Source organism: Roseobacter insulae (genome assembly GCF_019375555.1).
Taxonomy (GTDB): Bacteria; Pseudomonadota; Alphaproteobacteria; order Rhodobacterales; family Rhodobacteraceae; genus Roseobacter; species Roseobacter insulae.
Genome location: NZ_JAHXDN010000003.1, coordinates 288,472 through 313,341 on the forward strand (window position 1 = coordinate 288,472; position 24,870 = coordinate 313,341).

Annotated in this window: 23 protein-coding genes and 3 tRNA genes; 18 read left to right on the forward strand and 8 right to left on the reverse strand. The window is 60.9% G+C overall.

Going from position 1 to position 24,870, the window contains the following annotated elements; genetic code table 11:
* The first annotated feature begins 177 nt into the window (after positions 1-177).
* From KX928_RS12890 to KX928_RS12920, 7 genes are all read left to right on the forward strand, one after another.
* Positions 178-756 (forward strand): histidine phosphatase family protein, encoded by a 579-nt coding sequence (locus KX928_RS12890; protein WP_219503013.1) that lies wholly within the window; start codon positions 178-180, stop codon positions 754-756.
* Positions 757-791: 35 nt separating this feature from the next.
* Positions 792-867, forward strand: a tRNA-Val gene (locus KX928_RS12895).
* Between the two features lie 202 nt (positions 868-1,069).
* Entirely contained in the window at positions 1,070-1,345 is a 276-nt protein-coding gene (locus KX928_RS12900) for a hypothetical protein (RefSeq protein WP_219503015.1), read from the forward strand.
* 282 nt (positions 1,346-1,627) lie between these two features.
* Positions 1,628-1,903 carry a hypothetical protein gene (locus tag KX928_RS12905; RefSeq protein ID WP_219503017.1) on the forward strand — a complete coding sequence of 92 codons (276 nt, stop codon included), beginning with the start codon at positions 1,628-1,630 and terminating at the stop codon, positions 1,901-1,903.
* A 67-nt stretch (positions 1,904-1,970) separates the two neighbouring features.
* On the forward strand, positions 1,971-2,909 hold the full coding sequence (locus KX928_RS12910; RefSeq protein ID WP_219503019.1) for a pirin family protein: 939 nt from the start codon (positions 1,971-1,973) through the stop codon (positions 2,907-2,909).
* Positions 2,910-2,943: 34 nt separating this feature from the next.
* The gene (locus tag KX928_RS12915; protein ID WP_219503021.1) at positions 2,944-3,648 is read left to right on the forward strand and encodes an SGNH/GDSL hydrolase family protein; all 705 of its coding nucleotides are present in this window, start codon (positions 2,944-2,946) and stop codon (positions 3,646-3,648) included.
* 142 nt (positions 3,649-3,790) lie between these two features.
* Positions 3,791-3,867: transfer RNA gene (locus KX928_RS12920), tRNA-Asp, on the forward strand.
* A 51-nt stretch (positions 3,868-3,918) separates the two neighbouring features.
* Here the strand turns inward: KX928_RS12920 and KX928_RS12925 are convergent.
* Complete coding sequence (locus tag KX928_RS12925; RefSeq protein ID WP_219503023.1) at positions 3,919-4,206, reverse strand: hypothetical protein; 288 nt, start codon at positions 4,204-4,206, stop codon at positions 3,919-3,921.
* A gap of 175 nt (positions 4,207-4,381) precedes the next feature.
* Between KX928_RS12925 and KX928_RS12930 the strand changes: the two genes are divergently transcribed.
* Both KX928_RS12930 and KX928_RS12935 read left to right on the forward strand, forming a co-directional pair.
* Positions 4,382-4,458: transfer RNA gene (locus tag KX928_RS12930), tRNA-Asp, on the forward strand.
* 127 nt (positions 4,459-4,585) lie between these two features.
* On the forward strand, positions 4,586-5,467 hold the full coding sequence (locus KX928_RS12935) for a glycosyltransferase family protein (protein WP_219503025.1): 882 nt from the start codon (positions 4,586-4,588) through the stop codon (positions 5,465-5,467).
* On the opposite strand, the gene KX928_RS12940 is transcribed toward KX928_RS12935, so the two are convergent.
* Together KX928_RS12940 and KX928_RS12945 are read right to left on the reverse strand one after the other, a co-directional pair.
* On the reverse strand, positions 5,453-6,352 hold the full coding sequence (locus KX928_RS12940; RefSeq protein ID WP_219503028.1) for an alpha/beta fold hydrolase: 900 nt from the start codon (positions 6,350-6,352) through the stop codon (positions 5,453-5,455). The genes KX928_RS12935 and KX928_RS12940 overlap by 15 nt on opposite strands.
* A gap of 24 nt (positions 6,353-6,376) precedes the next feature.
* Positions 6,377-7,747: a M20/M25/M40 family metallo-hydrolase gene (locus KX928_RS12945; RefSeq protein ID WP_219503042.1), complete on the reverse strand. Its 1,371-nt coding sequence runs from the start codon at positions 7,745-7,747 to the stop codon at positions 6,377-6,379.
* 242 nt (positions 7,748-7,989) lie between these two features.
* On the opposite strand from KX928_RS12945, the gene hemA reads away from it, so the two are divergent.
* The 3 genes from hemA (at position 7,990) to ispG (ending at position 11,798) form a co-directional block, all read left to right on the forward strand.
* A complete protein-coding gene (hemA, locus tag KX928_RS12950) occupies positions 7,990-9,213 on the forward strand; it encodes a 5-aminolevulinate synthase (protein ID WP_308342312.1) in 1,224 nt (407 codons plus the stop codon).
* A gap of 133 nt (positions 9,214-9,346) precedes the next feature.
* Positions 9,347-10,579 (forward strand): helix-turn-helix domain-containing protein, encoded by a 1,233-nt coding sequence (locus KX928_RS12955; RefSeq protein ID WP_219503046.1) that lies wholly within the window; start codon positions 9,347-9,349, stop codon positions 10,577-10,579.
* Positions 10,580-10,667: 88 nt separating this feature from the next.
* Positions 10,668-11,798 carry a flavodoxin-dependent (E)-4-hydroxy-3-methylbut-2-enyl-diphosphate synthase gene (ispG, locus tag KX928_RS12960; RefSeq protein ID WP_219503048.1) on the forward strand — a complete coding sequence of 377 codons (1,131 nt, stop codon included), beginning with the start codon at positions 10,668-10,670 and terminating at the stop codon, positions 11,796-11,798.
* A gap of 35 nt (positions 11,799-11,833) precedes the next feature.
* Here the strand turns inward: ispG and KX928_RS12965 are convergent, their stop codons facing one another.
* Together KX928_RS12965 and KX928_RS12970 are read right to left on the reverse strand one after the other, a co-directional pair.
* Positions 11,834-12,586, reverse strand: a complete 753-nt coding sequence (locus tag KX928_RS12965; protein WP_219503050.1) for a DsbA family protein — start codon at positions 12,584-12,586, stop codon at positions 11,834-11,836.
* A gap of 4 nt (positions 12,587-12,590) precedes the next feature.
* Positions 12,591-13,922, reverse strand: a complete 1,332-nt coding sequence (locus tag KX928_RS12970; protein ID WP_219503053.1) for a M48 family metalloprotease — start codon at positions 13,920-13,922, stop codon at positions 12,591-12,593.
* Positions 13,923-13,945: 23 nt separating this feature from the next.
* Here KX928_RS12970 and KX928_RS12975 point away from each other — a divergent pair, with 23 nt between their 5' ends.
* The 6 genes from KX928_RS12975 to KX928_RS13000 all read left to right on the forward strand — a co-directional run bounded on the left by KX928_RS12975 (position 13,946) and on the right by KX928_RS13000 (position 22,569).
* Positions 13,946-15,088: a pyridoxal phosphate-dependent aminotransferase gene (locus tag KX928_RS12975; RefSeq protein WP_219503056.1), complete on the forward strand. Its 1,143-nt coding sequence runs from the start codon at positions 13,946-13,948 to the stop codon at positions 15,086-15,088.
* Between the two features lie 65 nt (positions 15,089-15,153).
* A complete protein-coding gene (locus tag KX928_RS12980; RefSeq protein WP_219503058.1) occupies positions 15,154-16,371 on the forward strand; it encodes an N-acetylmuramoyl-L-alanine amidase in 1,218 nt (405 codons plus the stop codon).
* A gap of 118 nt (positions 16,372-16,489) precedes the next feature.
* The gene (locus KX928_RS12985) at positions 16,490-19,045 is read left to right on the forward strand and encodes a penicillin-binding protein 1A (RefSeq protein WP_219503060.1); all 2,556 of its coding nucleotides are present in this window, start codon (positions 16,490-16,492) and stop codon (positions 19,043-19,045) included.
* A gap of 83 nt (positions 19,046-19,128) precedes the next feature.
* Positions 19,129-20,253 carry a peptide chain release factor 2 gene (gene prfB, locus KX928_RS12990; RefSeq protein ID WP_219503063.1) on the forward strand — a complete coding sequence of 375 codons (1,125 nt, stop codon included), beginning with the start codon at positions 19,129-19,131 and terminating at the stop codon, positions 20,251-20,253.
* 92 nt (positions 20,254-20,345) lie between these two features.
* A complete protein-coding gene (locus KX928_RS12995; protein ID WP_308342313.1) occupies positions 20,346-21,755 on the forward strand; it encodes an amidase in 1,410 nt (469 codons plus the stop codon).
* Positions 21,756-21,783: 28 nt separating this feature from the next.
* Positions 21,784-22,569: a DUF2189 domain-containing protein gene (locus KX928_RS13000; RefSeq protein WP_257883748.1), complete on the forward strand. Its 786-nt coding sequence runs from the start codon at positions 21,784-21,786 to the stop codon at positions 22,567-22,569.
* On the opposite strand, the gene KX928_RS13005 is transcribed toward KX928_RS13000, so the two are convergent.
* From KX928_RS13005 to KX928_RS13015, 3 genes are all read right to left on the reverse strand, one after another.
* Positions 22,566-22,784 carry a hypothetical protein gene (locus KX928_RS13005; RefSeq protein ID WP_219503066.1) on the reverse strand — a complete coding sequence of 73 codons (219 nt, stop codon included), beginning with the start codon at positions 22,782-22,784 and terminating at the stop codon, positions 22,566-22,568. The two genes, KX928_RS13000 and KX928_RS13005, sit on opposite strands and share 4 nt — an antisense overlap.
* Positions 22,781-23,941, reverse strand: a complete 1,161-nt coding sequence (locus KX928_RS13010; RefSeq protein WP_219503068.1) for an aromatic ring-hydroxylating oxygenase subunit alpha — start codon at positions 23,939-23,941, stop codon at positions 22,781-22,783. Before KX928_RS13010 ends, KX928_RS13005 begins: the two co-directional genes overlap by 4 nt.
* Before the next feature lie 108 nt (positions 23,942-24,049).
* Complete coding sequence (locus tag KX928_RS13015) at positions 24,050-24,808, reverse strand: helix-turn-helix domain-containing protein (protein ID WP_257883749.1); 759 nt, start codon at positions 24,806-24,808, stop codon at positions 24,050-24,052.
* Between the last annotated feature and the right edge of the window lie 62 nt (positions 24,809-24,870).

Consider the following 24,870-nt stretch of genomic DNA (forward strand, 5'->3'; position numbering starts at 1 on the left):
GGCCCGGAGCCGTTTGTGTACTTGCGAAAGGCGCCAATCTACATGCGCCTTGCGCCGAATGCGCTGGATCGAGCCGCTTGCCGGCGCAAGTGGAGGGCCCGATGGCTCACATTCACCATTGCGTCGGCGCAGAGTCGGTGACATCGGTTTCGCACGACACCGAGGAGCGTTCGAAAGATGACACCACCCGTTTATGTCCTGCGGCATGGTCAGACTGAATGGAATGCGCAGCACCGCATCCAGGGGCGGCTTGATTCGCCGTTGACCCGGCTGGGGCGCGCGCAGGCGCAGCAGCAGCGCGAGATCCTGAGCGCCCGCGACCTCCGTGATTTTCAGGTCATCTGCAGCCCGCAGGGACGGGCATTTCATACAGCGTCCATCGCTCTGGAAGGGCTTGCGCGCGCCATTCACACGGACCGGCGGTTGTCAGAAATCGCGGTTGGCGAGTGGGAAGGTCTGCGCCGCAACGCGCTGGGTGCGGATCAGCCGATGGATGAAAGTGAAGAAAGCGCCCTGGATCTTTATGAACGGGCGCCGGGCGGCGAAGGCTTTGCCGCCCTGCACGCGCGCTGCGCCGAGTTTCTGGCCGATCTTCGGCGCCCGTCGGTATTGGTGACCCACGGGATCACCTCGCGGATGCTGCGCCTGATTATTCTGGGCAAGGACATCTCGGAAATCGGCATGCTGCCGGGCGGGCAGGGCGTTGTTTACCATCTGGAGGATGGAGAAATGAACCGCTTGTCGATAGGGGCTTGAAGCCTTTCGCGACTTTGGCTAAACCGCGCGTCATCGGGTCGTTAGCTCAGTTGGTAGAGCGCTTCGTTTACACCGAAGATGTCGGGAGTTCGAGCCTCTCACGACCCACCATTCGCCAAAATTCCCTGAATGCAGATGGCCAGCCGCATCTCCGATTCCGGCATAAACCTGCCGACGTACCGGATTGATACAAAACAGCATTTCACACTCTCGCCAACACATGCGACCTGTGCCAATTGTTGCAGCGCAGCGGAGTGACGCCCCGCAGGTCAAATATAGGAGATCCGCGATGCGGAACGGTAAGGAACACGTCATGGATTCGCAGGAGATCGATGCCAGCTCCGCGGATGCTGGTGCTGATCCGCTTATTGAACAGCTTAAAGCTCTGCCGCATTCCGAACGTACGCGGCAGGCCCTGCGCATCGCCGCGCGGCTGGTCGAGTTCTCGGCCTTTGAACTGGCCGGTACACATACCGCCACCTACGTGGCCGATCTCATCAATTGCGCGGCAAAGCTTGACAGATCATCAGCCGAGGTTTTCGAAATCTTCCGGGAGCCGCCGGTGGGGGCACTGCGGCGCGTGCAATAAGCAGGTTCGGGGCATTTTTACCGCTATGCGTGTTTATTCCGCGCGATGAAACTACCTTGAGTTGACAATTGTATCTTTATCGAAAAAAGTTAATTTGCCTAAATTGTTTTGAAAGCTCGACTTCAATTCAAAGTCGAATAAGTAAACAATAGGTCAATTGTGACGCGACACATGTGATCATTCTGGCAAACCGGCCAGAATGAGATTGTAAAACTGTTTAAGTCCTGAAGGCCCGGACGATCTGGTCGCAACAGGACAAACGTGGTTGAAGGCGGACCCGATATGACCGCTCCGACGGACGAAAATTCCATCGAGGTTGTGGACCTTTCATCGGCTTTGGCTGCTTTGGATGTGTTGCCAAACGGTGAACGGGTGCGCAAGGCCATGCAGCTGGCCGCGCAGTTTCTCGAATATGCCGCCTATGAAATGGCGCTGGAGCAATCGGCTGGCGACGTGTCGGAAATCATCCACATGGCCGCCCGGCTGGACCAGGCCGCGCGCCGGATCGACGATAGTGCCGTGCCGATACGCCCCGGGCGGGGACAGCGCAAAATCTGACGTGCGCCGGATTGAGTTGCGCGCCCGCTGCGCTATCCTGTGAAAAGGAAAGCAAGGAGGCAATGTGATGAGCTGGAACCCTGCACTTGATCCTGATTGCCCGATTGGCGACGCCGTCGATGCGATCGAAACCGTGATTGTGCCCCGTGCCCGTGACCTGGGGGGCTTTGAGGTGCGGCGCGCGCTGCCCGCGCCCAAGCGGCAGATGGTCGGCCCCTTCATCTTCTTTGACCAGATGGGTCCGGCCGAATTCCTGACCGGCAAGGGGATCGACGTACGGCCACATCCGCATATCGGTCTTGCAACGGTCACATATCTCTACAAGGGCAAGATCCATCACCGCGACAGCCTGGGAACCGACCAGTGGATCGAACCGGGGGCCGTGAACTGGATGGTGGCCGGACATGGCATCACCCATTCCGAACGGACGGACGGTGACATTCGCAAGAAACCGCATGATCTGTTTGGCCTCCAGACCTGGGTGGCTTTGCCGGAAGCGGCCGAAGACGACCCCGCCGCGTTCGAACATGCGGCAAAAGACACGCTGCCGATGCTGGAGGGCGAGGGCAAACGGGTACGGCTGATCCTCGGCACCGCCTATGGTGAGACAGCGCCGGTGAAAACCTTTTCGGAGACATTTTACGCAGACGCGTTGCTTGAGCCGCACACGCGGCTTCCGCTGCCGGATGATCACGAGGACCGCGGCGTTTATGTCGTATCCGGTTCGGTGACGGTGGCGGGGGATGATTTCGATGCAGGCCAGATGCTCGTTTTTCGTCCGGGTGACCGGATATCCGTCACCGCGGGGGATGAGGGCGCACGGCTGATGCTGCTGGGTGGTGCGACGCTGAACGGACCACGGCACATCTGGTGGAACTTCGTGGCCTCGTCCAAGGATCGGATTGACGCGGCCAAGGAGGCCTGGCGCGCCGGTGACTGGTCGCACGGGCGCTTTCAGTTACCACCCGGGGATGATGCCGAATTCATCCCCCTGCCGGACCGGTGATCGCACGACCAAACAGGGCGGGCGCCGGAGCATCGTGAAGCGCCTTCTGAGCGCGCCGGTTCTTGTCGCGCAGGCCCTCTACGTGATCGCCAGAACGCCGAGATTACCGGAACCCGAAGGGCACCGCACAGGCGAGGCCGGGCAGGGTCGTCCATTGCGGCTTTTGATCGTCGGCGATTCCTCGGCTGCAGGGGTAGGCGCGGACCAGCAGGAGGATGCGCTGTCAGGCCAGCTTGTCGCGCCTCTGGCGGCAGAGTTCTGTGTGTCATGGCGGCTGATCGCGCAAACCGGTCTGACGACACGCAAACTGACGGAACGGCTGGCGGCGGAACCCGGTGGCAGCTTCGACATCGCGGTGACGGCCCTGGGGGTCAACGACGTGACCCGCCTGACCCCGGCAGACCGATGGGTGGCGCAGACAAGGGCACTGCACGAACTTTTGCGATCCCACTTCGGTGTCAGCCAGATCTACGTGACGGCAGTGCCGCCGCTACAAGCGTTTCCGGCGCTGCCCGACCCTCTGGCCGGCTTCCTCGGGAGGCACGCAGCCGTGCTCTCATCCGCGCTGTCCAGGGCACAGACCGAACGCACAACGGCCCGGGTTGTTCAGCCCGATTGGGGGCTTGATCCTGACGTGATGGCCTCTGACGGGTTTCATCCCGGGCCCGCTCTCTATCAACGGTGGGGGGCGGAGATGGCGCGCCATATCCTCAGCGATTTGCGCGAACCTGCGAGTTGACGCAACGACCGCTGACCTGCGGAGACAATGAAGGGGTGGCAGGATGCCAAAAAAATTCGCGACGGGCGCGCAACGTGCTTGACGTGCCTTCGGCTGCGCCATAAGACGTCCCAACGCGCACCATGGGGTGCACGTGCAGTGGGCGGTTGTAGCTCAGATGGTTAGAGTACCGGCCTGTCACGCCGGGGGTCGCGGGTTCGAGCCCCGTCAACCGCGCCACCGCTGCATGAAAAGGGACCTGCGGGTCCCTTTTTGCGTTTTTGCGGCGCCTCAGGCGGACCAGTTGACGATAACGTCATAGCCTCCTGCGTTGGGTGGCGCTGTCAGGTGATCCTGAAAATTCGCCCACAGAGCAGCCACCGCGCTTGCATTCGCATCCGAAATTTCCCGGCTTTCGACAACAGACACCACGCATCCGCTGCCGTCTTCGTTCAGCGTGTTGATAAACTGATGAATCCCCGGCAGGGCCATGATCTGCGGTTTCAGTTCATTGAGCTTTTCTGTCATCACCGGCACCGACTCCGGTTTCATCTTGTAATGTGTCACGCGTACAAACATCGTTTTTGTCCCTCCCAGAACAGACGCCTTATGTGGCGCCTCGCAAAAGGTTAACACAAATCCTGTTATGTGTGAGACTTTCATCTCACACGGCAGAACATCCACGTCTGAAGACCGTTCCCGCCGCCGCGCTATTGACGCCAGAAAGCACTTGGCCTATCCCGCCCGACATCGCGCGGTTGTAGCTCAGATGGTTAGAGTACCGGCCTGTCACGCCGGGGGTCGCGGGTTCGAGCCCCGTCAACCGCGCCATCATCCCCCCCGTTCCATGGTCTTCGCCCGGCGCTCCGCAGCCCGGGATGAATATGTGTTTTGTTCGACAAAACAGTCGGGTAGAAGGGTTGTAAGGGTTGAGGAGGCACCGCGTGCTGTTGGAACTGTGAAAAAAGTCGCCGCTGTTACGATGGTCCGCGACGATCTGTTCTTTTTGCGTGCGTGGCTGCGTCACTATGGCGAAATGCTGGGCCGTGAAAACTGCACCATCGTCAACCACGGTCACGGCCCCGAGGTCGCGGAACTGGCCGCTGGCTGCAACGTGATCGGCATACCGGGCGATCCGCACAAAAACTTCGATATGAAGCGCTGGGGGCTTCTGAACGGGTTGCTGGACGGGCTCAGGCGCTATTATGACCACGTCGTCGTGGGCGATGTCGATGAACTGGTGATCGTTGACCCGGAGACGGGGCTCAATCTTCCCGAATTCCTGGACAAGACACCGACCGGGCGCGTGCTGACGCCGCTTGGGCTGGAGGTGATCCACCGCATTGATCTTGAGATGGAGCCGATCACGGATAGGATACTGGGGCCGCGGCGACACGTGCGCCCTGCGCCGCACTATTCCAAACCCTGCATTGTCTCGGCACCGGCGCGCCTGTCGCGTGGCGGTCACTATGCGCAATACGGCGAACTGCATGCGCCGGAGCCGCTGTATCTGTTACATCTGAAGTATTGCGATTTTGGGACCTTCACGCAGGTGATGAACCAACGCAATGCAATGACCGCGCAAGTGAAGGCGGATCCGAAGAAGGCGGCAATCGGACGCCACTGGTTCGCGGAGACGCGTGGTGAGGACCGGGCAATTTTTGAAGCCTTTGCAGAGCTCGAAATGATCGACGGCTTTAACATGAAACCGCTGCGTCGGCGGATGCATCGCACTTGGGCTCCGCGCGACGAGCGGGGTGTTCAGGGCTACTATCACTTCAAGCGACCCGACTACAGCACCCAATATGTGCTGCCAGAGCGGTTCTCAGGGGTAATCTGACGGCGCGAGCGTTCCGCCGGGGACCTGTTTCAGAAAATTCACAAGCGCGTCGTACGTTGGCCCGGGCGACTGATCAACGAAGAAGTGCCCACCGGGAATAGCCGCTGCCCGCATGTCGGCGAGCCGGTTGCGCCAGGTTTCGGGAACATCGAAGGCCTGCGCCATCGCGCCATCCGCTCCGTAAAGCACCAGGGCTGGGCAGGTCACCTTGCGCGCCAGATCAGCGGCGTCGAGGTCGAAATCATGATGCAGGGCGGCGCGGTAGTCCGCACACATCCCGCGAATGGTGTCGGGCTGACGCCACGCTTCGCGGTACGCCGCCAAAGCGTCGGGCGCGAAGTCGGATAGTTTTGCCGCCCCCCAGCCCAGCAGGCAGCTTTCAAAATAGGTGTCGGGGTCGTGGGTGATCATGTTTTCGGGAAAAGGGGCGGGTTGGGCAAGGAAAAACCAATGATAATAGGCCGTTGCGACCTGACGCGACAGCTGGTCAAGCAGCAGATGCGTGGGTACGATATCCATCAGCGTGAGGCTTTGCACGGGCTGTTGCGCATCCAGCACCAGCCGGTGGGCTACGCGGCCACCACGATCATGCCCGACCAAGTGGAAGGTCGAAAAGCCAAGGTGCTCCATCAGGGCCAGCTGATCCTGCGCCATATGGCGAAAGGTATAATTTCTGGTCCCCTGAGGTTTGGCACTGGCGCCATACCCCCGCAGGTCCGGCGCGATCACGGTGAAATCCGTGCTCAGCCGCAGACCAACATCATGCCACATCGCGCGGGTCTGCGGAAACCCGTGCAACAGAAGGACCGCAGGACCCGTACCTGCCCGCGCGAAACAGATGTGCTGTCCGTTAACGCGCACCATCTCGGTCTCGAACCCCTGCATCCGGTCGCTCCTCCCGCCGTTGCCTCAGGTCAGCGCCGCCAAAATCCGCGCCCAGCTGCGAATGCCCTTGTGAAAGCTTTCGACATCGTATTTTTCATTTGGCGAATGAATGGCGTCATCGTCCTTGCCAAAGCCCACCAGCATCGGCGTGGTTTCCAGGATGTTCTGGAAGAAACCGGCAATCGGGATGGACCCGCCGCATCCGACATATGCCGCCGGTACCTGCCATTCGTCGCTGAGCGCCTTGCGCGCCGCGTCAAAGCTGGGTGCATCGGTTTGCGTCATGGATGCCTTGCTGGCCCCGTGCCCCGCGAAGCTGACCTCGCAGTCTTCGGGCAGCATGTCCCGCACGAGCTGGCGGAAATTTTCACGGATCGCCAGAGGATCCTGATCGCCCACCAGCCGAAAGCTGATCTTTGCCTGCGCCTTGGCGGGCAGGACGGTTTTGAAGCCGTCCCCGGTGTAGCCGCCCCAGATCCCGTTGACCTCGCAGGTGGGGCGCGACCAGATCATCTCCAGCGGCGTGCGGTCCTGCTCACCGGCAGGGCGTGACAGGCCCACGTCGCCCAGAAATGTGGCGTGGTCAAAGGCCAGCCCCTGCCATTGCGCTTCCAGTTCGTCGGACAGCTCCGGCACCCCCTCATAGAACCCGGGGATGGTGATCCGCCCTGCGTCGTCATGCAACGACGCGATGACGCGCGACAACACCCGGATAGGATTAATCGCCACACCGCCGTACATGCCGGAGTGCAAATCCATGTCAGGACCGGTGATCGTGATCTCCTCGCCCAGCAGGCCGCGCAACATGGTCACGATCGCCGGCGTCTTGCTTTCGAACAGCCCGGTGTCGCAGATCAGCGCAAGGTCGGATCTCAGTTCGTCGGCATTTTCCTTCATGAAGGGCACCAGCGACGGGGAGCCGCTTTCCTCTTCACCTTCCAGAAAGAATGTAAGCTTGCAGGGCAGGCTGCCGTGCACCGCTTTCCACGCGCGGCAGGCCTCGATGAAGGTCATCAGCTGCCCCTTGTCGTCGGACGCGCCACGCCCCCGGATGACCTGTCCCTTGTTTGTATCCTCGATCTGCGGATCAAACGGGTCGCGGTGCCACAGGTCCAGCGGATCTACCGGCTGGACGTCGTAATGGCCGTAAAACAACAGGTGCGGGCCATCGCCGTCGAGGTGCCCGACAACCATCGGATGCCCGGGCGTCGGGCGTTTTTCAGCCTTCACTCCCAGGCTGGACAGATCAGCCACCAGCCAGTCGGCGGCACGGTCACAGGCGTCGGCAAAGGCGGGATCGGTAGAAATGGAGGGGATGCGCAGCAATTCCATCAGGCGGTCCATGGCCGCGGGCAGGTCGGAATCAATGCGGGACAAAACGGCGTCTAGCGACATGATGAGAGGCTCCTTTGATTTGTGCAGACCGTATCAGCGCCGGCTGCAGTGTCCAGCCGCAGAAGCAGCCATGTCCTGTCTGGTCCCGGCGATGGCAAAAAGGAAAGTGGGTTTGATCCATGTCAAGGCTGCGACATGGTGCGCAGGCAAAGGTTATTGAACATAAACGATCGGGCATATATTCAAAATGTTAGATAGATTCCAAAGGTGCTCTGTGCCGGGAACGAATGAGGAGACACCGGGTGACATACAACGATCAGCTTGATCAGGCGATTGCGCGCCTGCACGAGGAAGGCCGCTATAGAACCTTCATCGATATTGAGCGTCACAACGGCCAGTTCCCGCATGCCACCCGGACACGCGAGGATGGATCGACGCAAGACATAACGGTCTGGTGCGGCAACGATTACCTGGGTATGGGCCAAAATCCCGTTGTTCTGCAGGCCATGCATGAAGCGATTGACGCCACTGGCGCGGGGTCGGGCGGGACCCGCAATATCTCCGGCACGACCGTGTATCACAAGCGCCTCGAAGCGGAGCTTGCCGATCTTCACGGCAAAGAATCAGCACTTCTGTTCACCTCCGCCTACATCGCGAATGACGCCACGCTTTCGACGCTGCCCAAGCTTTTTCCGGGGCTGATCATCTATTCGGATGCCTTGAATCATGCCTCGATGATCGAAGGGGTGCGCCGGAATGGCGGCGCAAAACGTATTTTTCGGCATAACGATGTCGCACATTTGCGTGAGTTGATGGCGGCTGACGATGCTGCCGCGCCGAAGATTATTGCCTTTGAATCGATCTATTCGATGGATGGTGATTTCGGCCCGATCAAGGAAATCTGCGATCTTGCCGACGAGTTCGGGGCTCTGACCTATATCGATGAGGTTCATGCGGTGGGCATGTATGGTCCGCGCGGCGCGGGTGTGGCCGAGCAGGAACGCCTGATGCATCGGATTGACATCATCAACGGCACGCTCGCCAAAGCCTTCGGCGTGATGGGTGGCTATATTGCTGCGTCGCATAAAATGTGTGATGCGATAAGGTCTTATGCGCCGGGCTTCATCTTTACGACGTCGCTGCCGCCAGCGATTGCAGCGGGGGCGGCAGCCTCGGTTGCCTATCTGAAACGCGCGCCGGAATTGCGTGCCCAGCATCAGACCCAGGCCAGGATTCTCAAGCTGCGGTTGAAGGGATTGGGGCTGCCGATCATCGATTACGGCAGCCATATCGTGCCGGTCATGGTAGGCGATCCGGTCCATACCAAGATGCTCAGCGACATGCTGCTGGACGAATACGGAATTTACGTTCAGCCTATCAACTTCCCGACAGTGCCGCGCGGCACGGAGCGTCTGCGTTTCACGCCGTCGCCGGTGCATGGCCCGCACGAGATGGATGCCCTGGTTCACGCAATGGACGGATTATGGTCACATTGTGCGCTAAATCGTGCCGAAGATGTAGGTTAGTATACACCTAGATGAAATTCGTGTTGCCTTGTGTTAACCTAACATAAACAAGAGGTCAGCTACGAATCGTGGGGACGATTCCAAAGTCTGACGATGTCGTTAGGCAGGCACGGGAAGACGGGGCAGAGGCATTATGATCGGTCGCAAACACTCACAGAGTGTTGAGGAAAAAGTCGAACGCAAGGCGTTCGATGATTTCGAATTGCGGCTGGGGGATGTGATGCGCGGTGAGCGAGCCACGATGGGCAAATCACTCCTCGATGTGCAGCGGGAACTGCGTATCAAGGCCGCCTATATTGCCGCCATCGAAAACTGTGATCCCGATGCCTTCGACACACCGGGCTTTATCGCCGGTTACGTGCGATCCTATGCGCGTTACCTCGGGATGAACCCTGACGAGGCATTTGAAAACTTCTGTCAGGAAAGTGGTTTCGCTGTTGCGCACGGCATGTCCTCAAAAGCCTCCGTCATCAAGAAATCCAGCCGCGAGGAGCGGGTGGGTCTGCCGTCGGACGCAGATATGTTCAAACGCCCCGGCACACCTTTCGTGCCCGCGGGGGATGGGTTTTTCTCAGGTATTGAACCCTCCGCCATCGGGTCGTCACTGGTGCTGATCGCGCTGATTTCGGCGATTGGCTTCGGCGGATACTCCGTCTTGCAGGAGGTTCAGCGCGTACAGGTGGCTCCGGTCGAGCAGACCCCGATCGTACTGTCCGACCTTGACCCGCTGGATGGTGTTCTGTCGGCAGCCCCGGATACCACGAGTTCCGAAGCCGGCGTCACCGACGCGCCGCAGGCTGCCGCCCTTGAACGTCTGTATCGGCCTCAGGCGCTGGATGTGCCTGTTCTGGTTGCCCGCGATGCGCCAATTTCGACAATAGATCCGAATACGATCGGTATCTTCGCAAGTGTCGTCGATACGCCGGAGGAGGTACCGGTTTCGTTTGCCGGTGCGATGGATTCCATTGTCGCTGCCGGTATGGCAGCCGAAAAACCCGTGCCACAGGTAGTGGTGGAACGTGGGCCAGCCCTGCGCATGGTTGCCGTGCGCCCGTCATGGGTGCGTGTCAGCGCCGCCGATGGCACCGTGATTTACGAGACGATCATGGAACCGGGTGAAACCTGGGATGCGCCGGAGAGTGAAGAGCCACCGGTGTTGCGCACAGGCGAAAGTGGCGCGATCTATTTCGCACTCAGCGGTGAATACTACGGCCCCGTTGGTAATACTGGTGTCGTGACCTCAAACCTGCCGCTGGACGTGGACAGCCTGAAGACGCGCTACACGGTTGCAGATCTTGCCGCAGACGAGGCGCTGGCCACCACCGTGGTGGAATTGCAGACCCCGCTCGCCGCCGCGACGGAATAACCCACACAGGATTGTCAACGCGGGCATTGCGGGCTTCGGCGCGACTGTCTATTTTGCTCGTCAGAAGCGCTTTGCAAAGGACAGCCCGATGTCGCTGAACCACGTACGCCCCTGGCGTAACATCTACCGGCGCGCGTCGCGTCAGATCATGGTTGGCGACGTCCCCGTCGGCGGCGACGCCCCGATCACCGTCCAGACCATGACCAACACGCTGACAACGGATGTCAAAGCGACAATTGCGCAGGTGCAGGCGGCCGCAGAGGCAGGCGCCGACATCGTGCGCATTTCCATCCCGGATGAGGCATCGTCCAAGGCCCTGCGGGACATCGTGCCGGAGGTTTCGGTGCCGGTCGTCGCGGATATCCACTTTCACTACAAGCGCGGAATCGAAGCGGCAGAGGCCGGGGCAGCCTGCCTGCGGATCAATCCCGGCAATATCGGGGATGAAAAACGCGTCAAGGAGGTCATCAAGGCCGCGCGGGATCACAATTGTTCCATGCGGATCGGCGTGAACGCCGGGAGCCTCGAAAGACACCTGTTGGACAAATATGGCGAGCCCTGTCCCGACGCGATGGTGGAATCCGGTCTGGATCACATCAAGATCCTGCAGGACAACGATTTTCACGAATTCAAGATCAGCTGCAAGGCATCCGACGTGTTCATGGCCGCGGCGGCTTATCAGCAGCTGGCTGACGCCACAGATGCACCCATTCACCTGGGTATTACCGAAGCCGGTGGCTTGACGTCCGGTACAATCAAATCGGCGATCGGCCTTGGAAATCTTCTGTGGATGGGGATCGGCGACACGATCCGCGTAAGCCTGTCGGCAGACCCCGTGGAAGAGGTCAAGGTAGGCTATGAAATTCTGAAGTCTTTGGGGCTGCGCCATAGGGGCGTGAACATCATCAGCTGTCCCAGTTGCGCGCGTCAGGGCTTTGACGTGATCAAAACCGTTGAAAAGCTCGAAAAACGGCTGGAACATATCAAAACGCCGATGAGCCTGAGCATTATCGGCTGCGTGGTCAACGGCCCGGGCGAGGCCCTGATGACCGATGTCGGGTTCACCGGCGGAGGGGCAGGATCAGGCATGGTCTACCTCGCTGGCAAGCAAAGCCATAAACTCGATAATGACCAGATGATCGATCATATCGTCGCGCAAGTTGAAGAGCGCGCCATGCAACTGGATGCCGAGAGCAAACTGACAGACGCCGCCGAATGATATCAGTAATTTAAACGGCTACCTTAAAGTGTCTCTCAAAGGTCGCGTTTCTCTTCGAGGATGGCGCGCATCTGGTCATAGGGCAAAAACCCGCGCAACATTTCATCATGCAGGACAAAGGTTGGTGTCCCGGTAATTTGCAGCTTCTGGGCAAGTGCTCTGGTGGCCGCGATCTCCTGCGTGACGGACTCGTCATCCATCACGTTTTCGATGGCCTGAGAATCCAGCCCATAGGTGGTTGCGAGCCGGCGCAACGCGGGCAGGGTGATGTCGCCGTTAAAAACCATCAACGCGTCATGCAATGCCTTGTAAGCTTCATCACCCGCCACTTGTTTGGCGGCGATCACATAGCGTGACGCCAAGGTGGATTGCTCGCCCAGAATTGGGAATTCCTTGACGACGAACCGAATATTTCCGTCTGATTCCAGCAGCTTCTCGACCTCGCCATAGGCGCGCTTACAAAAACCGCAGCGGTAGTCCATGAATTCAACCAGCGTGATATCACCGTCCGGGTTGCCCCCGACAAAAGAGAAGCCATCGTTGAAGATCGCCTCGGCGTTGTCCGCCACCAGCGTGAAATCGGCCTGTTCCTGCGCCGCGGCCTGTCGTTCCTCCAGCCTGCGCACGGCCTCCATGATCACTTCGGGATTGTCGAGAAGATAGGCCCGGACTTCCGCGCGGAAAATGGCGCGCTCTTCATCGGACATGGTTTCAAGGTCAAGCGCCCGGGTGGGGCCAGCAAAGGCAAAGGCACCGATGACGCCTGACAGGATTAGGTTTTTGAGCATGGGATCATCTCCGTTTTGCGGCGCGTTCAGACGCAATCAACACATCCTGCGCCCGTTGCCAAGGGCCGGAGCCGGTCGGCAGCAGGCCCACGGCGCGTTTTGCGTGGATACCGGCATCACTCAGCCGCCCGGCGAGCGCGTATCGTTCGGCGGTGACGAGGGCGGCCATGCCAGTTTGCCCGCTCTTGGCATAGGCGACCGACAGATCGCGCAGCATCGACCCATCGCGAAAGTCGATTGTACGTGCCTTTTCAAGCACGCCTTTGGCTTGCGTTACTTTCCCGGCTGCCAGCAGCGCACGGCCATAACCGGACAACAACAAGGCGTCATTGGGGGAAAGCTGCACCGCACGGCCATAAGCGGCCGCGGAAGCGTCGAAATTACGCGTCTCAATCAGAATCTGCCCGCGCTGGTCGTGGTAAAACGGGTCCGAGGGACGCATCGCGATCGCGGAATCTATTGCGCGCAAGGCCTGTTTCGTGCGGGACTGCCGGTGTTCTGCGACCGCCTCGCGCAGCAGGCGCACATCCTTGTAGGGCGTCTCCTTCAGGCGGCGCAGGGTCCATTTCGGGTTGCGGGTATAGGCGCTCAGCTTGCCCTTGACGCGCTCGAACCAATAGGCGGCGGTAGGGTCCTCCTTGCCGGTGTTGCCATAGGCGGCCACGAAGCCCTCCACCGCGCGCAGACGATCACGCGACAACGGATGGCTGCGCAAATACGGGTCCTGCCGGGTCTCGGACAAAACCTCCTGTCCGCGAAAAAGATCCAGAACATCGGACATCCCCGAAGGGTCCACACCAGCGGATTTCAGAAAGCGGATACCCGATTGATCCGCCGAGGCCTCTTCGGCCCGTGTGTGTTTGAAGAAGCGGGCCTGCGCGGAACTTTGCGTTCCCAGTGCCAGACCGGAGGCAGCCCGGCCATTTCCGGTTGCTGCAGCCACGGCCGCCAGGGCAAGACCGAGGCCCGACGCCGTGCGGGCGGCGGAGAGATTGGTCAGACGCCGGGTCAGGTGGCCGTTCACGATATGGGCGGCCTCATGGGCGATAACCGCCTGCAGCATGGCCGCCGACTCCATGCGGTTGATCAGCCCGTAATGCACGAATATCGCATCGTTGCTGACCACGAAAGCATTCAGCGAACTGTCGTTCACCACCAGCACCTTGACCCGTGAGGGGCTCAGGCCCGCGGCGCTCAGCACCGGCGTTGCGATCTGTCTCAGTCCGTATTCCAGATCCGCATCGCGTAGCAGGCTTTGCGCCTGCACCGGCGTGGCCGCCAACCAGAGCAGGATCACCGGGATTGACGTCAGTCGAAAGAACAGGTGAAAGAACATGGCTTAGAAACTGGAGTGATTTCATGCGTAGTTCAAGGCGGTCCGCCGTCGATCCCTTCATTGTGATGGATGTGATGGAGGCTGCACGCCGTCTGGAAGTCACCGGGCGCAGGGTCATTCACATGGAAGTCGGCCAGCCCGGCACCGGGGCGCCACAGGCGTCCGCAAAGGCCCTTGCGCGGGCGATGGAGACTGCTCCGCTGGGGTATACGGTTGCCCTGGGCCTGCCGGCGCTGCGGGCGCGGATCGCCCGCATGTACCGGGATTGGTATGATGTTGATCTTGATCCCGAGCGGGTGGTGATCACCCCCGGGTCGTCCGGCGGATTTCTGCTCGCCTTTACCGCGCTTTTCGATACCGGGGACCGCGTGGGCATCGGCGCGCCGGGCTATCCGAGTTATCGTCAGATATTGCGGGCGCTGGATCTGGCGCCCGTGGACCTTCCCACGGCACCGGAAAACCGGTACCAGCCGGTTCCGGCGGATTTTGCGCATCTGGATCTGGCGGGCTTGATGGTTGCATCCCCGGCCAATCCGACGGGGACGATGCTGGACGAGACCGCGATGCGCGCGCTGATCGCTGCCTCACAAGCACAGGGGGCCGCCTTTATCTCGGACGAGATCTATCACGGCATCGAATATGAGGCCAAAGCGGTGACCGCGCTGCAGATCACTAACGACGTCTATGTGATCAATTCGTTTTCAAAGTATTTCTCCATGACCGGATGGCGTGTGGGCTGGATGGTGGTGCCGGAGGATCATGTGCGCGTGGTTGAGCGGATAGCGCAGAACATGTTTATTTGCGCGCCGCATGCCAGCCAGATCGCCGCGCTGGCCGCGATGGAGGCTGAGGATGAACTGCAGGGCAACCTCGATGTCTACCGCGCCAACCGCGCGCTGATGCTGCAAGGGTTGCCGGAGGCGGGGTTTACCAGAATTGCCCCTCCGGACGGGGCATTTTACGTTTATGCGGATGTATCGGACCTGACGCAGGACAGCCGGGCATTTGCCGCTGAAATCCTGCAGGAGGCGGGTGTGGCGGTCACGCCCGGTCTGGATTTCGACCCGCTGCGCGGCCACAGGACGCTGCGGTTTTCCTACGCGCGCAGCACGGCGGATATTGTCGAAGGGTTGTCGCGGCTGAAGGAATTCATGCGGCGCGCTTAATCGGGGTTTCCCCGCGCCGCAGAGCTGCGTTAGGGTATGCGCAATAATCACGGGCAGAGCAGTCGATGATCCGTAAATGCATAGTGTGGGCCTGTTGCGCGCTGATCTGCGCGCTGCCTGTCAGGGCACAGAACCTGACGGCAATCGCGCGCGTTGACGCCGAGGCCAGCCAGATCGAAGACAGCTGGTTCGGGGGGGCGCAGATCACACTGGAATTGAGCCAGGGTGTGCCGTACCGGGTGTTCACCTTGACCGATCCGCCGCGTCTGGTGGTCGATTTTCGCGAAGTTGACTGGACCGGCGCCCGGGCGCGCGACTTTCTGACACCGGACGGGGCGATCCGGGATTTGCGATTTGGCAATTTCCAGCCGGGATGGTCACGCATGGTGGCCGATATGGTGAAACCGCTGGTGCCCGACAGCATCGGCATGAGCATTGACAGCGCGACGGGGGCCGCGACCCTTGAGATTTCGCTGAAGTCCGCCTCTGATGAGGCGTTCGCCGCGCAGGCCGGTGCACCGGAGAACGCGCTGTGGCCCAATCCGCCAGTGCCGGAGATCATGGCGCCTGTGACCGACGACCGCTTTGTTGTTGCCATAGACCCCGGCCATGGCGGCGTTGATCCCGGGGCGGAGCGGGAAGACGTCACCGAGAAGGACCTGATGCTGCAGATCGCGGTTGAACTGCGCGAAGCCTTGCTGCGATCGGGGCAGGCGGATGTTGTGCTGACCCGCGATGCGGATATGTTCGTGTCGCTGGAGGGGCGCGTGGCGATTGCCCACAGGGCCGGTGCGGATGTGTTCCTGTCATTGCATGCGGATGCGCTGAGCCAGGGCGGTGCGCATGGCGCCACGGTCTACACGCTGTCTGATGAGGCAAGCGATACCGCCACGGCCCATCTTGCGGCCCGTCACAACCGGGCGGATATCATTGCCGGAACCGATTTGACCGGATCGGATGATCAGATTGCAAGCGTTTTGCTTGACCTTGCGCGGCAGGAAACCGAACCGCGCTCCAAGGCACTTGCGCGGCAGCTGGTGCAGGGCCTGACCGATGCCGGCGGGCCGATGAACCGGCGCCCTTTGCGCAAGGCCGGATTCTCGGTTCTGAAATCCGCCGATATTCCTTCGGTGCTGGTCGAAGTGGGGTTTTTGTCCAGCGAGCGAGATCTCAACAACCTGAGGGACCCGACCTGGCGGTCGAAGATGGTCAGCGGTATGGTGCAAGCGATTTTGGCATGGCGGGACGCGGACGCGGCACAGCGGCCCCTTGTGCGGCAATAGCCGACCAGCGGTGACAACCGGCAATATCCGGCCGTCGCTGTCAGCTTTCGTGTTTTGACCATTGGTCTGGCACTCCCTATATGTAGGCCAAGCCTTGAGCAGAGAAGCGAGTATCCAATTGTTACGATTCATCCTGTCCTTTTTCGGGGGCATCTTCACGACGATCACGATGGCCATTGGCATGGTCGCCCTGACGGTTGGGGCGGTGTTCTGGATGTATGGCCGCGACCTGCCCAGCCACGAATCTCTGGCGCAATACTCACCGCCGACGATCAGCCGGATCTACTCCGGTCAGGGCCAGATCATTGACGAATTCGCCAAGGAGCGCCGGTTGTTCGCGCCCGCCGATACGATTCCCGATCTGGTCAAACAAGCGTTCATCTCTGCCGAGGACAAGAATTTCTACGTGCACGACGGTTATGATTTGCGGGGCATCGGCGCGGCGGCCATTGATGCCGTGCGCTCGCGCGGGCGCGACGTGCGCGGCGCATCAACGATCACTCAGCAGGTCATGAAAAACTTCCTGTTGTCGGGGGACCGGCAGGCGGAGCGCAAGATTAAGGAGATCATCCTTGCCGCCCGGCTGGAAGAGACGCTCAGCAAGGAGCAGATCCTAGAGCTCTACCTGAATGAGATTTTCCTGGGCCAGAATTCCTATGGCGTCGCCGCGGCCTCGCAGACGTATTTCAACAAACCGCTCAGCGATCTGGCACCGCATGAAGCGGCGTTTCTGGCCTCCCTGCCCAAAGCGCCCAGTGATTACCATCCGGTGCGTCAGAAAGACCGTCTGAAGGCCCGCCGCGACTTCGTGCTCAAAGAAATGATTGAGAACGGCTATCTCGACCGCGCGACCTACGAGGTCGAAGTCGCAGCCCCGGTGAAATCGGTGCAAAACGGCGATTTCGAAAGCTTCAAGGCGGAGCTGCCGCCGCGTGATTACTTCACCGATGAAATTCGCCGCCAGTTGACCGATGATTTCGGGGAAGGCGAGTTTTTTACCGGCGGTTTGACGGTCAGGGCGACGATTGATCAGGAATTGCAACCGGTCGCCGCCGCATCGCTGCGCCGGGCGCTCGAAGATTATGACCGCGCGCAGGGCATCTGGCGGGAAGCCAGCATCAAGATCGCCCCCGAACAGCTTGAGGATGAAGCCCTGTGGCGTGCCGCGCTGTCAGAGACCAAGATCGCACGCGACATAGATCTCGATGGCCCGTGGTATCCGGCCGTTGTCCTGTCTGTGGGTGCCAAAGACGCGCGCATCGGTATCGAAGGCGTGACAGAAGACGAAGACGGCCATTTCATCACCGCCAATGATGTCACATGGGCGCGCAAGAAACCGACCGACGGCAAGCTGCAACCCAAGGCCAAGACCGCCGGTGACCTGCTGGAGGTGGGCGACGTGGTGCATGTGCGCGCCATCACCAAGGATGAGGATGGCACCTTCGTGCGCTGGTCGCTGAGACAGGTGCCGCGCGTTCAGGGCGGTTTCGTGGCAATGGACGTCAACACCGGGCGGGTGCTTGCGATGCAGGGGGGTTTTTCCTACCAGTCCAGCGTGTTCAACCGCGCGACGCAGGCCAAGCGCCAGCCGGGGTCCAGTTTCAAACCCTTCGTCTATGCCTCAGCGCTCGACAGCGGCTATTCGCCCGCAACGATCGTGGTCGACGCCCCGATCGAGATCAACACGCCGCAGGGTCTGTGGCGGCCGCGCAATGCTTCGAATGAATTCTACGGCCCCACGCCGTTGCGCACAGGGATCGAACGGTCGCGCAACCTGATGACCATTCGCCTGGCCCAGGAGGTCGGCATGGACGTCGTGGCCGATTACGCGGAGCGCTTCGGCGTCTATGACAATATGGGCACGTTTCTGGCCAACGCATTGGGGTCGGAAGAGACCACGCTCTACCGCATGGTGGCGGCCTACGCGATGTTCGCAAACGGGGGGGAGCGGGTGCAACCAACGCTCGTCGACCGCGTGCAGGACCGCTACGGCAAGACGATCTACCGTCATGACGACAGGCTCTGCTATGACTGCGAACTGGCCAGTCTCGACCCCGGTATCCCGCCCAAGATCATTTCCAACCGCGAACAGGTCATGGACCCGGTCACCGCCTATCAGCTGACCTCGATGATGCGGGGCGTGGTGGATCGCGGTACGGCGAGCCGGACGGTCAACCTGCCGGTGCCGACTGCCGGCAAGACGGGCACCACGAATGATGCGAAGGACGTGTGGTTCGTCGGGTTCACCAGCAACATCGTGGCCGGCTGCTATATCGGCTACGACCAGCCGCGCAGCCTCGGACGCGGCGCGTCGGGGGGCGGTATGTGCGGCCCGGTCTTCCAGCGCTTCATGGAGCAGGCGACCCAGAAATACGGCGGCGGTCCTTTCGAGGTGCCCCCGGGGGGGCGATTCATCAAGATCGACCGCTACACCGGCGCCCGTCTGGATGACAGCGCAACCGGCGAGACGGTGGTGGCCGAATACTTCCGCGACGGCGAACAACCGATCTTTGGCCTGCTCTATGATGGCGGCTTTGCCATGGGCGCCAATCTGCCGCTGTTCAAGGAAGTCGGCTCCGGGCAGACAACCGAGGTCACGACCTCGACGGGAGAGACAACGACCGTCGGCCCCAAGGCAAATTTCGGCACGCTGAGCTCTGGCGGGCTTTATTAACACCACTGGCTGCCACGCTCTCTTGCCGCTGACAAGGCGCTGGTCTATCACGGCCTTCAGACTTATCGCCCGAGGCTTACCCCATGCGCGCAGACGCTCAGAATACTGTTGAAAAGATTGAAAAGTCCCTTGAGCTTCTGGGCCAGCGTCTCGATGTGGAAACCGCGCCGTTTCGTCTCGAAGAATTCAATGCCCGGGTCGAGGACCCCAACCTGTGGGACAATCCCGACGCCGCGCAGAAACTGATGCGCGACCGGCAGATGCTGGTCGATGCCATGGCGACCTATGACAGCATCCGTCAGGACCTCGCGGATAACGTCGAACTCATTGAACTGGGTGAGATGGAAGAGGACGAAGAGGTCGTTTCCGACGCCGAGGCCGCGTTGAAGACATTGGAGAAAAAGGCGGCGCAGAAAGAGCTTGAAGCCCTGCTCGATGGCGAGGCCGATGGCAATGACACCTTCCTCGAAGTGAACGCCGGTGCCGGGGGCACGGAAAGCTGCGACTGGGCGGCGATGCTGGCGCGGATGTACGTGCGGTGGGCGGAAAAGAAGGGCTACAAGGTCGAGTTGCAGGCGGAAAGCGCGGGCGAGGAGGCAGGCATCAAATCGGCTGTCTATAAGATCAGCGGCCAGAATGCCTATGGCTGGTTGAAGTCTGAATCCGGCGTGCACCGTCTGGTGCGCATTTCACCGTTTGATTCCGCGGCAAAGCGCCACACATCCTTCACGTCGGTCTGGGTCTACCCGGTTGTCGACGACAACATCGACATCGAGGTGAACCCCGCGGACATCCGCATTGATACCTACCGGTCTTCGGGGGCCGGGGGCCAGCACGTGAACACGACAGATTCGGCTGTTCGGATCACCCACCACCCGACGGGCATCGTTGTGACAAGCTCCGAGAAATCCCAGCACCAGAACCGCGACATCGCGATGAAGGCGCTCAAGTCGCGGCTCTATCAACTGGAACTGGACCGCCGCAACGCCGCGATCAACGAGGCCCATGAGAACAAGGGAGACGCAGGGTGGGGCAACCAGATCAGGTCCTACGTTCTGCAGCCCTATCAGATGGTCAAGGACCTGCGGACCAACTACGAAACATCGGACACCAAGGGCGTTCTGGACGGGGACCTGGACGGTTTGATGGCCGCAACGCTGGCGCTGGACGTGTCGGGCAAAAGCCGGGCGGAAGCACAAGGCAGCTAGGCGCGCGCCGGCGACCTGCGTAATCCGCGAAAATCCTGGCGCCTGCGACCGCTCGTCAGGGGCCGACGTGGCAGCCAGGGGGAGGGCGCGCTGTGGATCTGTCGAAAACCACCGCACGGGAGTTGTCGGCGGCATTGGCCGGGCGCGAGATCAGCGCCGTCGAGCTGATGCAGGCCACCTTAGCGCGGATCGAGGCGGTCAACGGGGCGGTCAATGCGATCGTCTCTCTGCGCGACGCCGATGCGCTTCTGGCGGCAGCGGCACAGGCGGACAACAGCCCGAGGACCGGGTGGTTGCAGGGCATTCCATTCGCGATCAAGGATCTGGCGCATGCCGCCGGGTTGCCGACGTCCAAAGGGTCGCCGATTTTTGCAGACCGGGTTGCGGCCGAAGATGACCTGATGGTCGCCCGCCTGCGCCGTGCCGGGGCCCTGATCATCGGCAAAACCAACACGCCGGAATTCGGGCTTGGCAGCCACACGTTCAACCCGGTGCACGGGGCTACGCGAAACCCCTATGATCGGTCCCGCTCCGCCGGGGGTTCCTCCGGTGGCGCGGCCGTTGCGCTGGCCACCGGTATGCTGTCGGTGGCCGAAGGGTCCGACATGATGGGATCTCTGCGCAACCCGGCGGGCTGGAATAACGTATATGGCATGCGGCCGACCTGGGGTGTTGTGCCGGGGCATCCTGAGGGGGAGGGGTTCTTCGAGCAATTCTCCACCGAAGGGCCCATGGCGCGGACGCCGGGCGATCTGGCGGCGCTTCTCGACACCATGGCCGGTCCGCACCCGCACGTGCCGCTGGGGCTGACGATTCCAGCGACGCTGGACAGCATCGACAAACTGGCATCTGCACCACGGATCGGCTGGCTGCAGGCCTGGGGAAACGCGTGGCCCATGCAGGACGGTGTTCTGACGCTGTGTGAACAGGCGCTTGCGCAGATGGGCGACCTGGGCTGGAGGGTGGAGGCCTTGCCGCCGCCATTCTCCGCGCCCGACATGTGGCAAAGCTGGACCGACCTGCGTTCCTACTCTATCGCGATGCGGCGACGCGCCGAATACGAGACCGCCGCCACCCGCACCCAGTTGAAACCCGCGATGATCTGGGAGATTGAGCGCGGTCGTGCGCTGCGGGGGGCAGATATCTACAGCGCCCTGGAAACCCGCACCGCGTGGTATCGCCAAGCGGCAACCCTGTTTGAGGCGCACGATGTTCTCGTCTTGCCCTCCGCGCAAATCTGGCCTTTCGACGGGGCCCTTGAACATCCGGTTGAGATCGCTGGTGTCCGCATGGACACTTACCACCGATGGATGCAGGTTGTCGTGCCAGCCAGCCTGATCGGTCTGCCCGTCGTGAATGTGCCGATCGGATTTGGCCAGGAGGGCCTGCCGATGGGCCTGCAACTGATCGGTAAACCGGCCAGCGACGGATATCTGTTGCAGGTCGCCCACAGGTGGCACGAGGCCACGATGTGGCCACAACGCCGGCCGGCGATGGTATAATTGCGCGACCAGCAGGGAGGGAATCGCTATGTCTACATCCGCAACGGGCGATATGTCTGTGGGCGCACCGCAGTTGCGCCCGGCCCGGTTCGATGATCTGAAGGTGGCGCTTTCCCGTGGCGCGGCCGATTTCAAATCCAATCCGTTCTACGGTCTGACCTTCGCGATGTTCTACGTTTTGGCAGGCTGGGCCATGCTGGCGGTGACCTTGGTGACAGGTCACAGCTTCTGGCTGATCCTCGCCGCCATCGGCTTTCCGCTCTTGGGACCTTTCGCAGCCGTCGGTCTTTACGAGGTCTCGCGCAGGCTGGAAGCGGGTCTCTCAATCACCCCGGGGGTGGTCTTTGGCGTCATCTGGCAGCAAAGACTGCGCCAACTCCCGTCGCTGTGCACGATGATGGTGGTCATCTTCATGTTCTGGTTCTTTCTGGGCCACATGATTTTTGCACTCTTCCTTGGTCTGTCAACAATGACAAATATCTCAAGTTCTTACGAGGTTTTCTTAACCTTCAACGGGCTGTCCATGCTGGGATTTGGTGCGCTTGTCGGCGGTGCATTTGCGCTGCTGATATACGGCATTTCCGTCATCGGCCTGCCGATGCTTCTGGACCGGGAAGTCGATTTCGTCACGGCAATGATCACCAGCATCGGGGCGGTGCGCAGCTCCCCCGCCGTCATGCTGGGATGGGCGCTGGTCATCGCGGTGCTCAGCTTCGTCGCGCTGCTGCCGGTTTTCCTCGGCCTGCTGATCATCCTGCCATGGTTGGGCCATGCCTCCTGGCACCTCTACAGGTTGCTGGTGGAGACCGGCTAAAGCGGCGTTTCCCGGCCCATGGCGATCAGTTTCCGGCGCAGGTCAGTGGCCTCCGGAGCGCCTTCTTCCAATGCGAACACATAGGCGTGCGTCAGGTAAAACCCCGATGCCGCGTCGTTTTGAGCGTGGTGTGCGGCCTCGCAGTACAGATCGATCAACGCGCGCCGGTCGCCCGCTTCATGCGCGGCAAGCAGGCGCGCGTCGAGGTCGGTCATTCAGCCGCCTGCGCCGCTGCGCGCCGGGCAGCGACACGTCCGGCAACCCAGTCGTGAAACAGATGCGTCGGGCCATCCATGGCCGGTGAAAACCGTCCGCCGTCAAACGACACCGCGTGGCGCCCGCGTTGCATGCCTTCGACCACGAAGATATCTTCGACAAAAACCTCTTTCCACTGCTCTGCATTGCGGCGGCGCAGCGCGTCGTTGGTCCGGTCTGTCGGGTAGAACAGATGCACGTGTTCGGTGGTCTTTTCCGGTCCCCGAGGCTCCAGAATGATCGCAAAGGTATGGTCGCGATGCACGCCCAGAAGGACGTTGGGAAAGGCGGTGATATATTCCGCCGCCGTATCCCATTTGTCCGATAGCCCGACAAAATCCGGAAACACCTCGCCACCGGGGCCGGTAATCTGACGATAGACAAGGGTGCCCTGACCGGAAAACAGCCCCTTTTCTTCGATGTGATAATGGTCTTCAAGACGGGAATAGCTGTTCAGGCCCGGGTGGACCCATGGCAGGTGGTAGCTTTCGCAGTAGTTTTCGACCGCAAGTTTCCAGTTGCAGTTGACGTCGAGCGTGAAGGTGCTGTCTGCACCGCCGTGCCACAGGGGTTGGTCGAATTCCGACCAGCGCGCCAGCAGCTGCGCGTTGGCGTCTTCGAAATCCGGGGCCGTGCCGGAAACGTTGATCCAGACAACGCCCATCCAGAGATGGCTGGGCACTTCAACAAGACCCAGCAGCGACCTGTCGATCCCGTCATGTTGATTCTGGCCCGGGCCACCGACATGCGGCGTGCTGACCAACCGGCCATCGGTCGCATAGCACCAGCTGTGATAGGGGCAACGGATGGCCCCTTCGATCTTTCGGGGCTCCGCCACGAGGATCATGCCGCGATGACGGCAAATATTCTGAAAAACCCGTACAGTGTCCTGATGGTCGCGGATCAGCAACAGCGGCATGCCCAAGAAGGTCAACGGGACGGCATCGCCGATCTCCGGCACATCTGCGGCCACCGCCAGCCCGGACCAGCCGTCGTAAAGAAGGGCGTGTGTCTCTTCTTCGAAGACCGCAGGGTCGGTGTAATGGGCGTTGGGCAGCCCATTGGCTTCGGCTATCGGGCGACGGACATTCGACAAATCGGTGACGGGCTGATCCATGGCAATTCTCCTGCAAGGCGATACATCGATCATAAGCGGGGTGTGCGGGTCTGCCGCGCTCAAAGCGACCCGAGTTTGCTGGGCGCGACATCGCCCGCCGCATGAGCGTCAGCGAAAAGGATCGTTTGGTTGCAGCAGCCGTTGGTGAAACGGCATCAGGTCGTTGATCTGGCAGAAACCTGCCTTGCGCGCCCAGGGCAGGGCCTTGGACACCTCGGTGCCAAGGAACTCGTAGACCATGCGTGTCATTCTGGTGCTCGAGGAGGTTTCCCGCACCGTACGCGCAACATACCCGACCCAGAAGTTGTTTTGAAACGAGGTAACCCGGCTGAGGTAGTTGAAGGATGCCGTCATCGCGTTGCGCCGGGTCACGGTGGCCGCGACGCCATCTTCGATCTGCATCACGAAGCCCCGGTACTCCCGCGCTCTTGCGTCCGTGGGAATGCCCTGCATCGCCATGGCGATCTTGGGTTCGAAGCCACGCAAGAAGGTATTGGCGCCGTCCCGTTTGATCAGGACGATGCCGCGCACAAACTGGTCATCGCGCACGAAACTGCGGCGCGCGAACTGATAGAAACCGCTGGGCAGGCTTTCTTCCGGCACGGTCTGAATTGCCGGCCCCATGAAGTCGCGCAGATATTCGCTTGAAATCGGCCCCGCCTCGCGCGCCATCTGGTCGACGGGTTCGAGCAAAACGCGCGCGTCAACATCGAAGAAATCACATATACGGGCGAGTACGTCCGGTCGCGGGAAGCTCTCGCCGCTCAGGTATCGATTGAACTGGGTCCGGTTGATCCCGAGATCCCGCGCAAGCGCGGATACTGACTGGTGTTCGGCGGCAAGGCTGCGCAGGTTCGATCCAAACATGTTACGCAGCTGCGCAGGAGTTCTGGCGGAGAAAGGCATGTCGGTCCTCGTGCCTAGTCGCT

Coding starts and splice junctions, on each gene's coding strand:
- KX928_RS12910 (WP_219503019.1), top strand. CDS start 1,971: ATGAGCTGGAACCCTGCACTTGATCCTGATTGCCCGATTGGCGACGCC.
- KX928_RS12965 (WP_219503050.1), bottom strand. CDS start 12,586: ATGCTCAAAAACCTAATCCTGTCAGGCGTCATCGGTGCCTTTGCCTTT.
- KX928_RS12945 (WP_219503042.1), bottom strand. CDS start 7,747: ATGTCGCTAGACGCCGTTTTGTCCCGCATTGATTCCGACCTGCCCGCG.
- KX928_RS13005 (WP_219503066.1), bottom strand. CDS start 22,784: ATGACCGACCTCGACGCGCGCCTGCTTGCCGCGCATGAAGCGGGCGAC.
- KX928_RS12905 (WP_219503017.1), top strand. CDS start 1,628: ATGACCGCTCCGACGGACGAAAATTCCATCGAGGTTGTGGACCTTTCA.
- KX928_RS12970 (WP_219503053.1), bottom strand. CDS start 13,922: ATGTTCTTTCACCTGTTCTTTCGACTGACGTCAATCCCGGTGATCCTG.
- KX928_RS13000 (WP_257883748.1), top strand. CDS start 21,784: ATGTCTACATCCGCAACGGGCGATATGTCTGTGGGCGCACCGCAGTTG.
- KX928_RS12980 (WP_219503058.1), top strand. CDS start 15,154: ATGATCCGTAAATGCATAGTGTGGGCCTGTTGCGCGCTGATCTGCGCG.
- ispG (WP_219503048.1), top strand. CDS start 10,668: ATGTCGCTGAACCACGTACGCCCCTGGCGTAACATCTACCGGCGCGCG.
- KX928_RS12900 (WP_219503015.1), top strand. CDS start 1,070: ATGGATTCGCAGGAGATCGATGCCAGCTCCGCGGATGCTGGTGCTGAT.
- KX928_RS12940 (WP_219503028.1), bottom strand. CDS start 6,352: ATGCAGGGGTTCGAGACCGAGATGGTGCGCGTTAACGGACAGCACATC.
- KX928_RS13010 (WP_219503068.1), bottom strand. CDS start 23,941: ATGGATCAGCCCGTCACCGATTTGTCGAATGTCCGTCGCCCGATAGCC.
- prfB (WP_219503063.1), top strand. CDS start 19,129: ATGCGCGCAGACGCTCAGAATACTGTTGAAAAGATTGAAAAGTCCCTT.
- KX928_RS13015 (WP_257883749.1), bottom strand. CDS start 24,808: ATGTTTGGATCGAACCTGCGCAGCCTTGCCGCCGAACACCAGTCAGTA.
- KX928_RS12975 (WP_219503056.1), top strand. CDS start 13,946: ATGCGTAGTTCAAGGCGGTCCGCCGTCGATCCCTTCATTGTGATGGAT.
- KX928_RS12925 (WP_219503023.1), bottom strand. CDS start 4,206: ATGTTTGTACGCGTGACACATTACAAGATGAAACCGGAGTCGGTGCCG.
- KX928_RS12955 (WP_219503046.1), top strand. CDS start 9,347: ATGATCGGTCGCAAACACTCACAGAGTGTTGAGGAAAAAGTCGAACGC.
- KX928_RS12890 (WP_219503013.1), top strand. CDS start 178: ATGACACCACCCGTTTATGTCCTGCGGCATGGTCAGACTGAATGGAAT.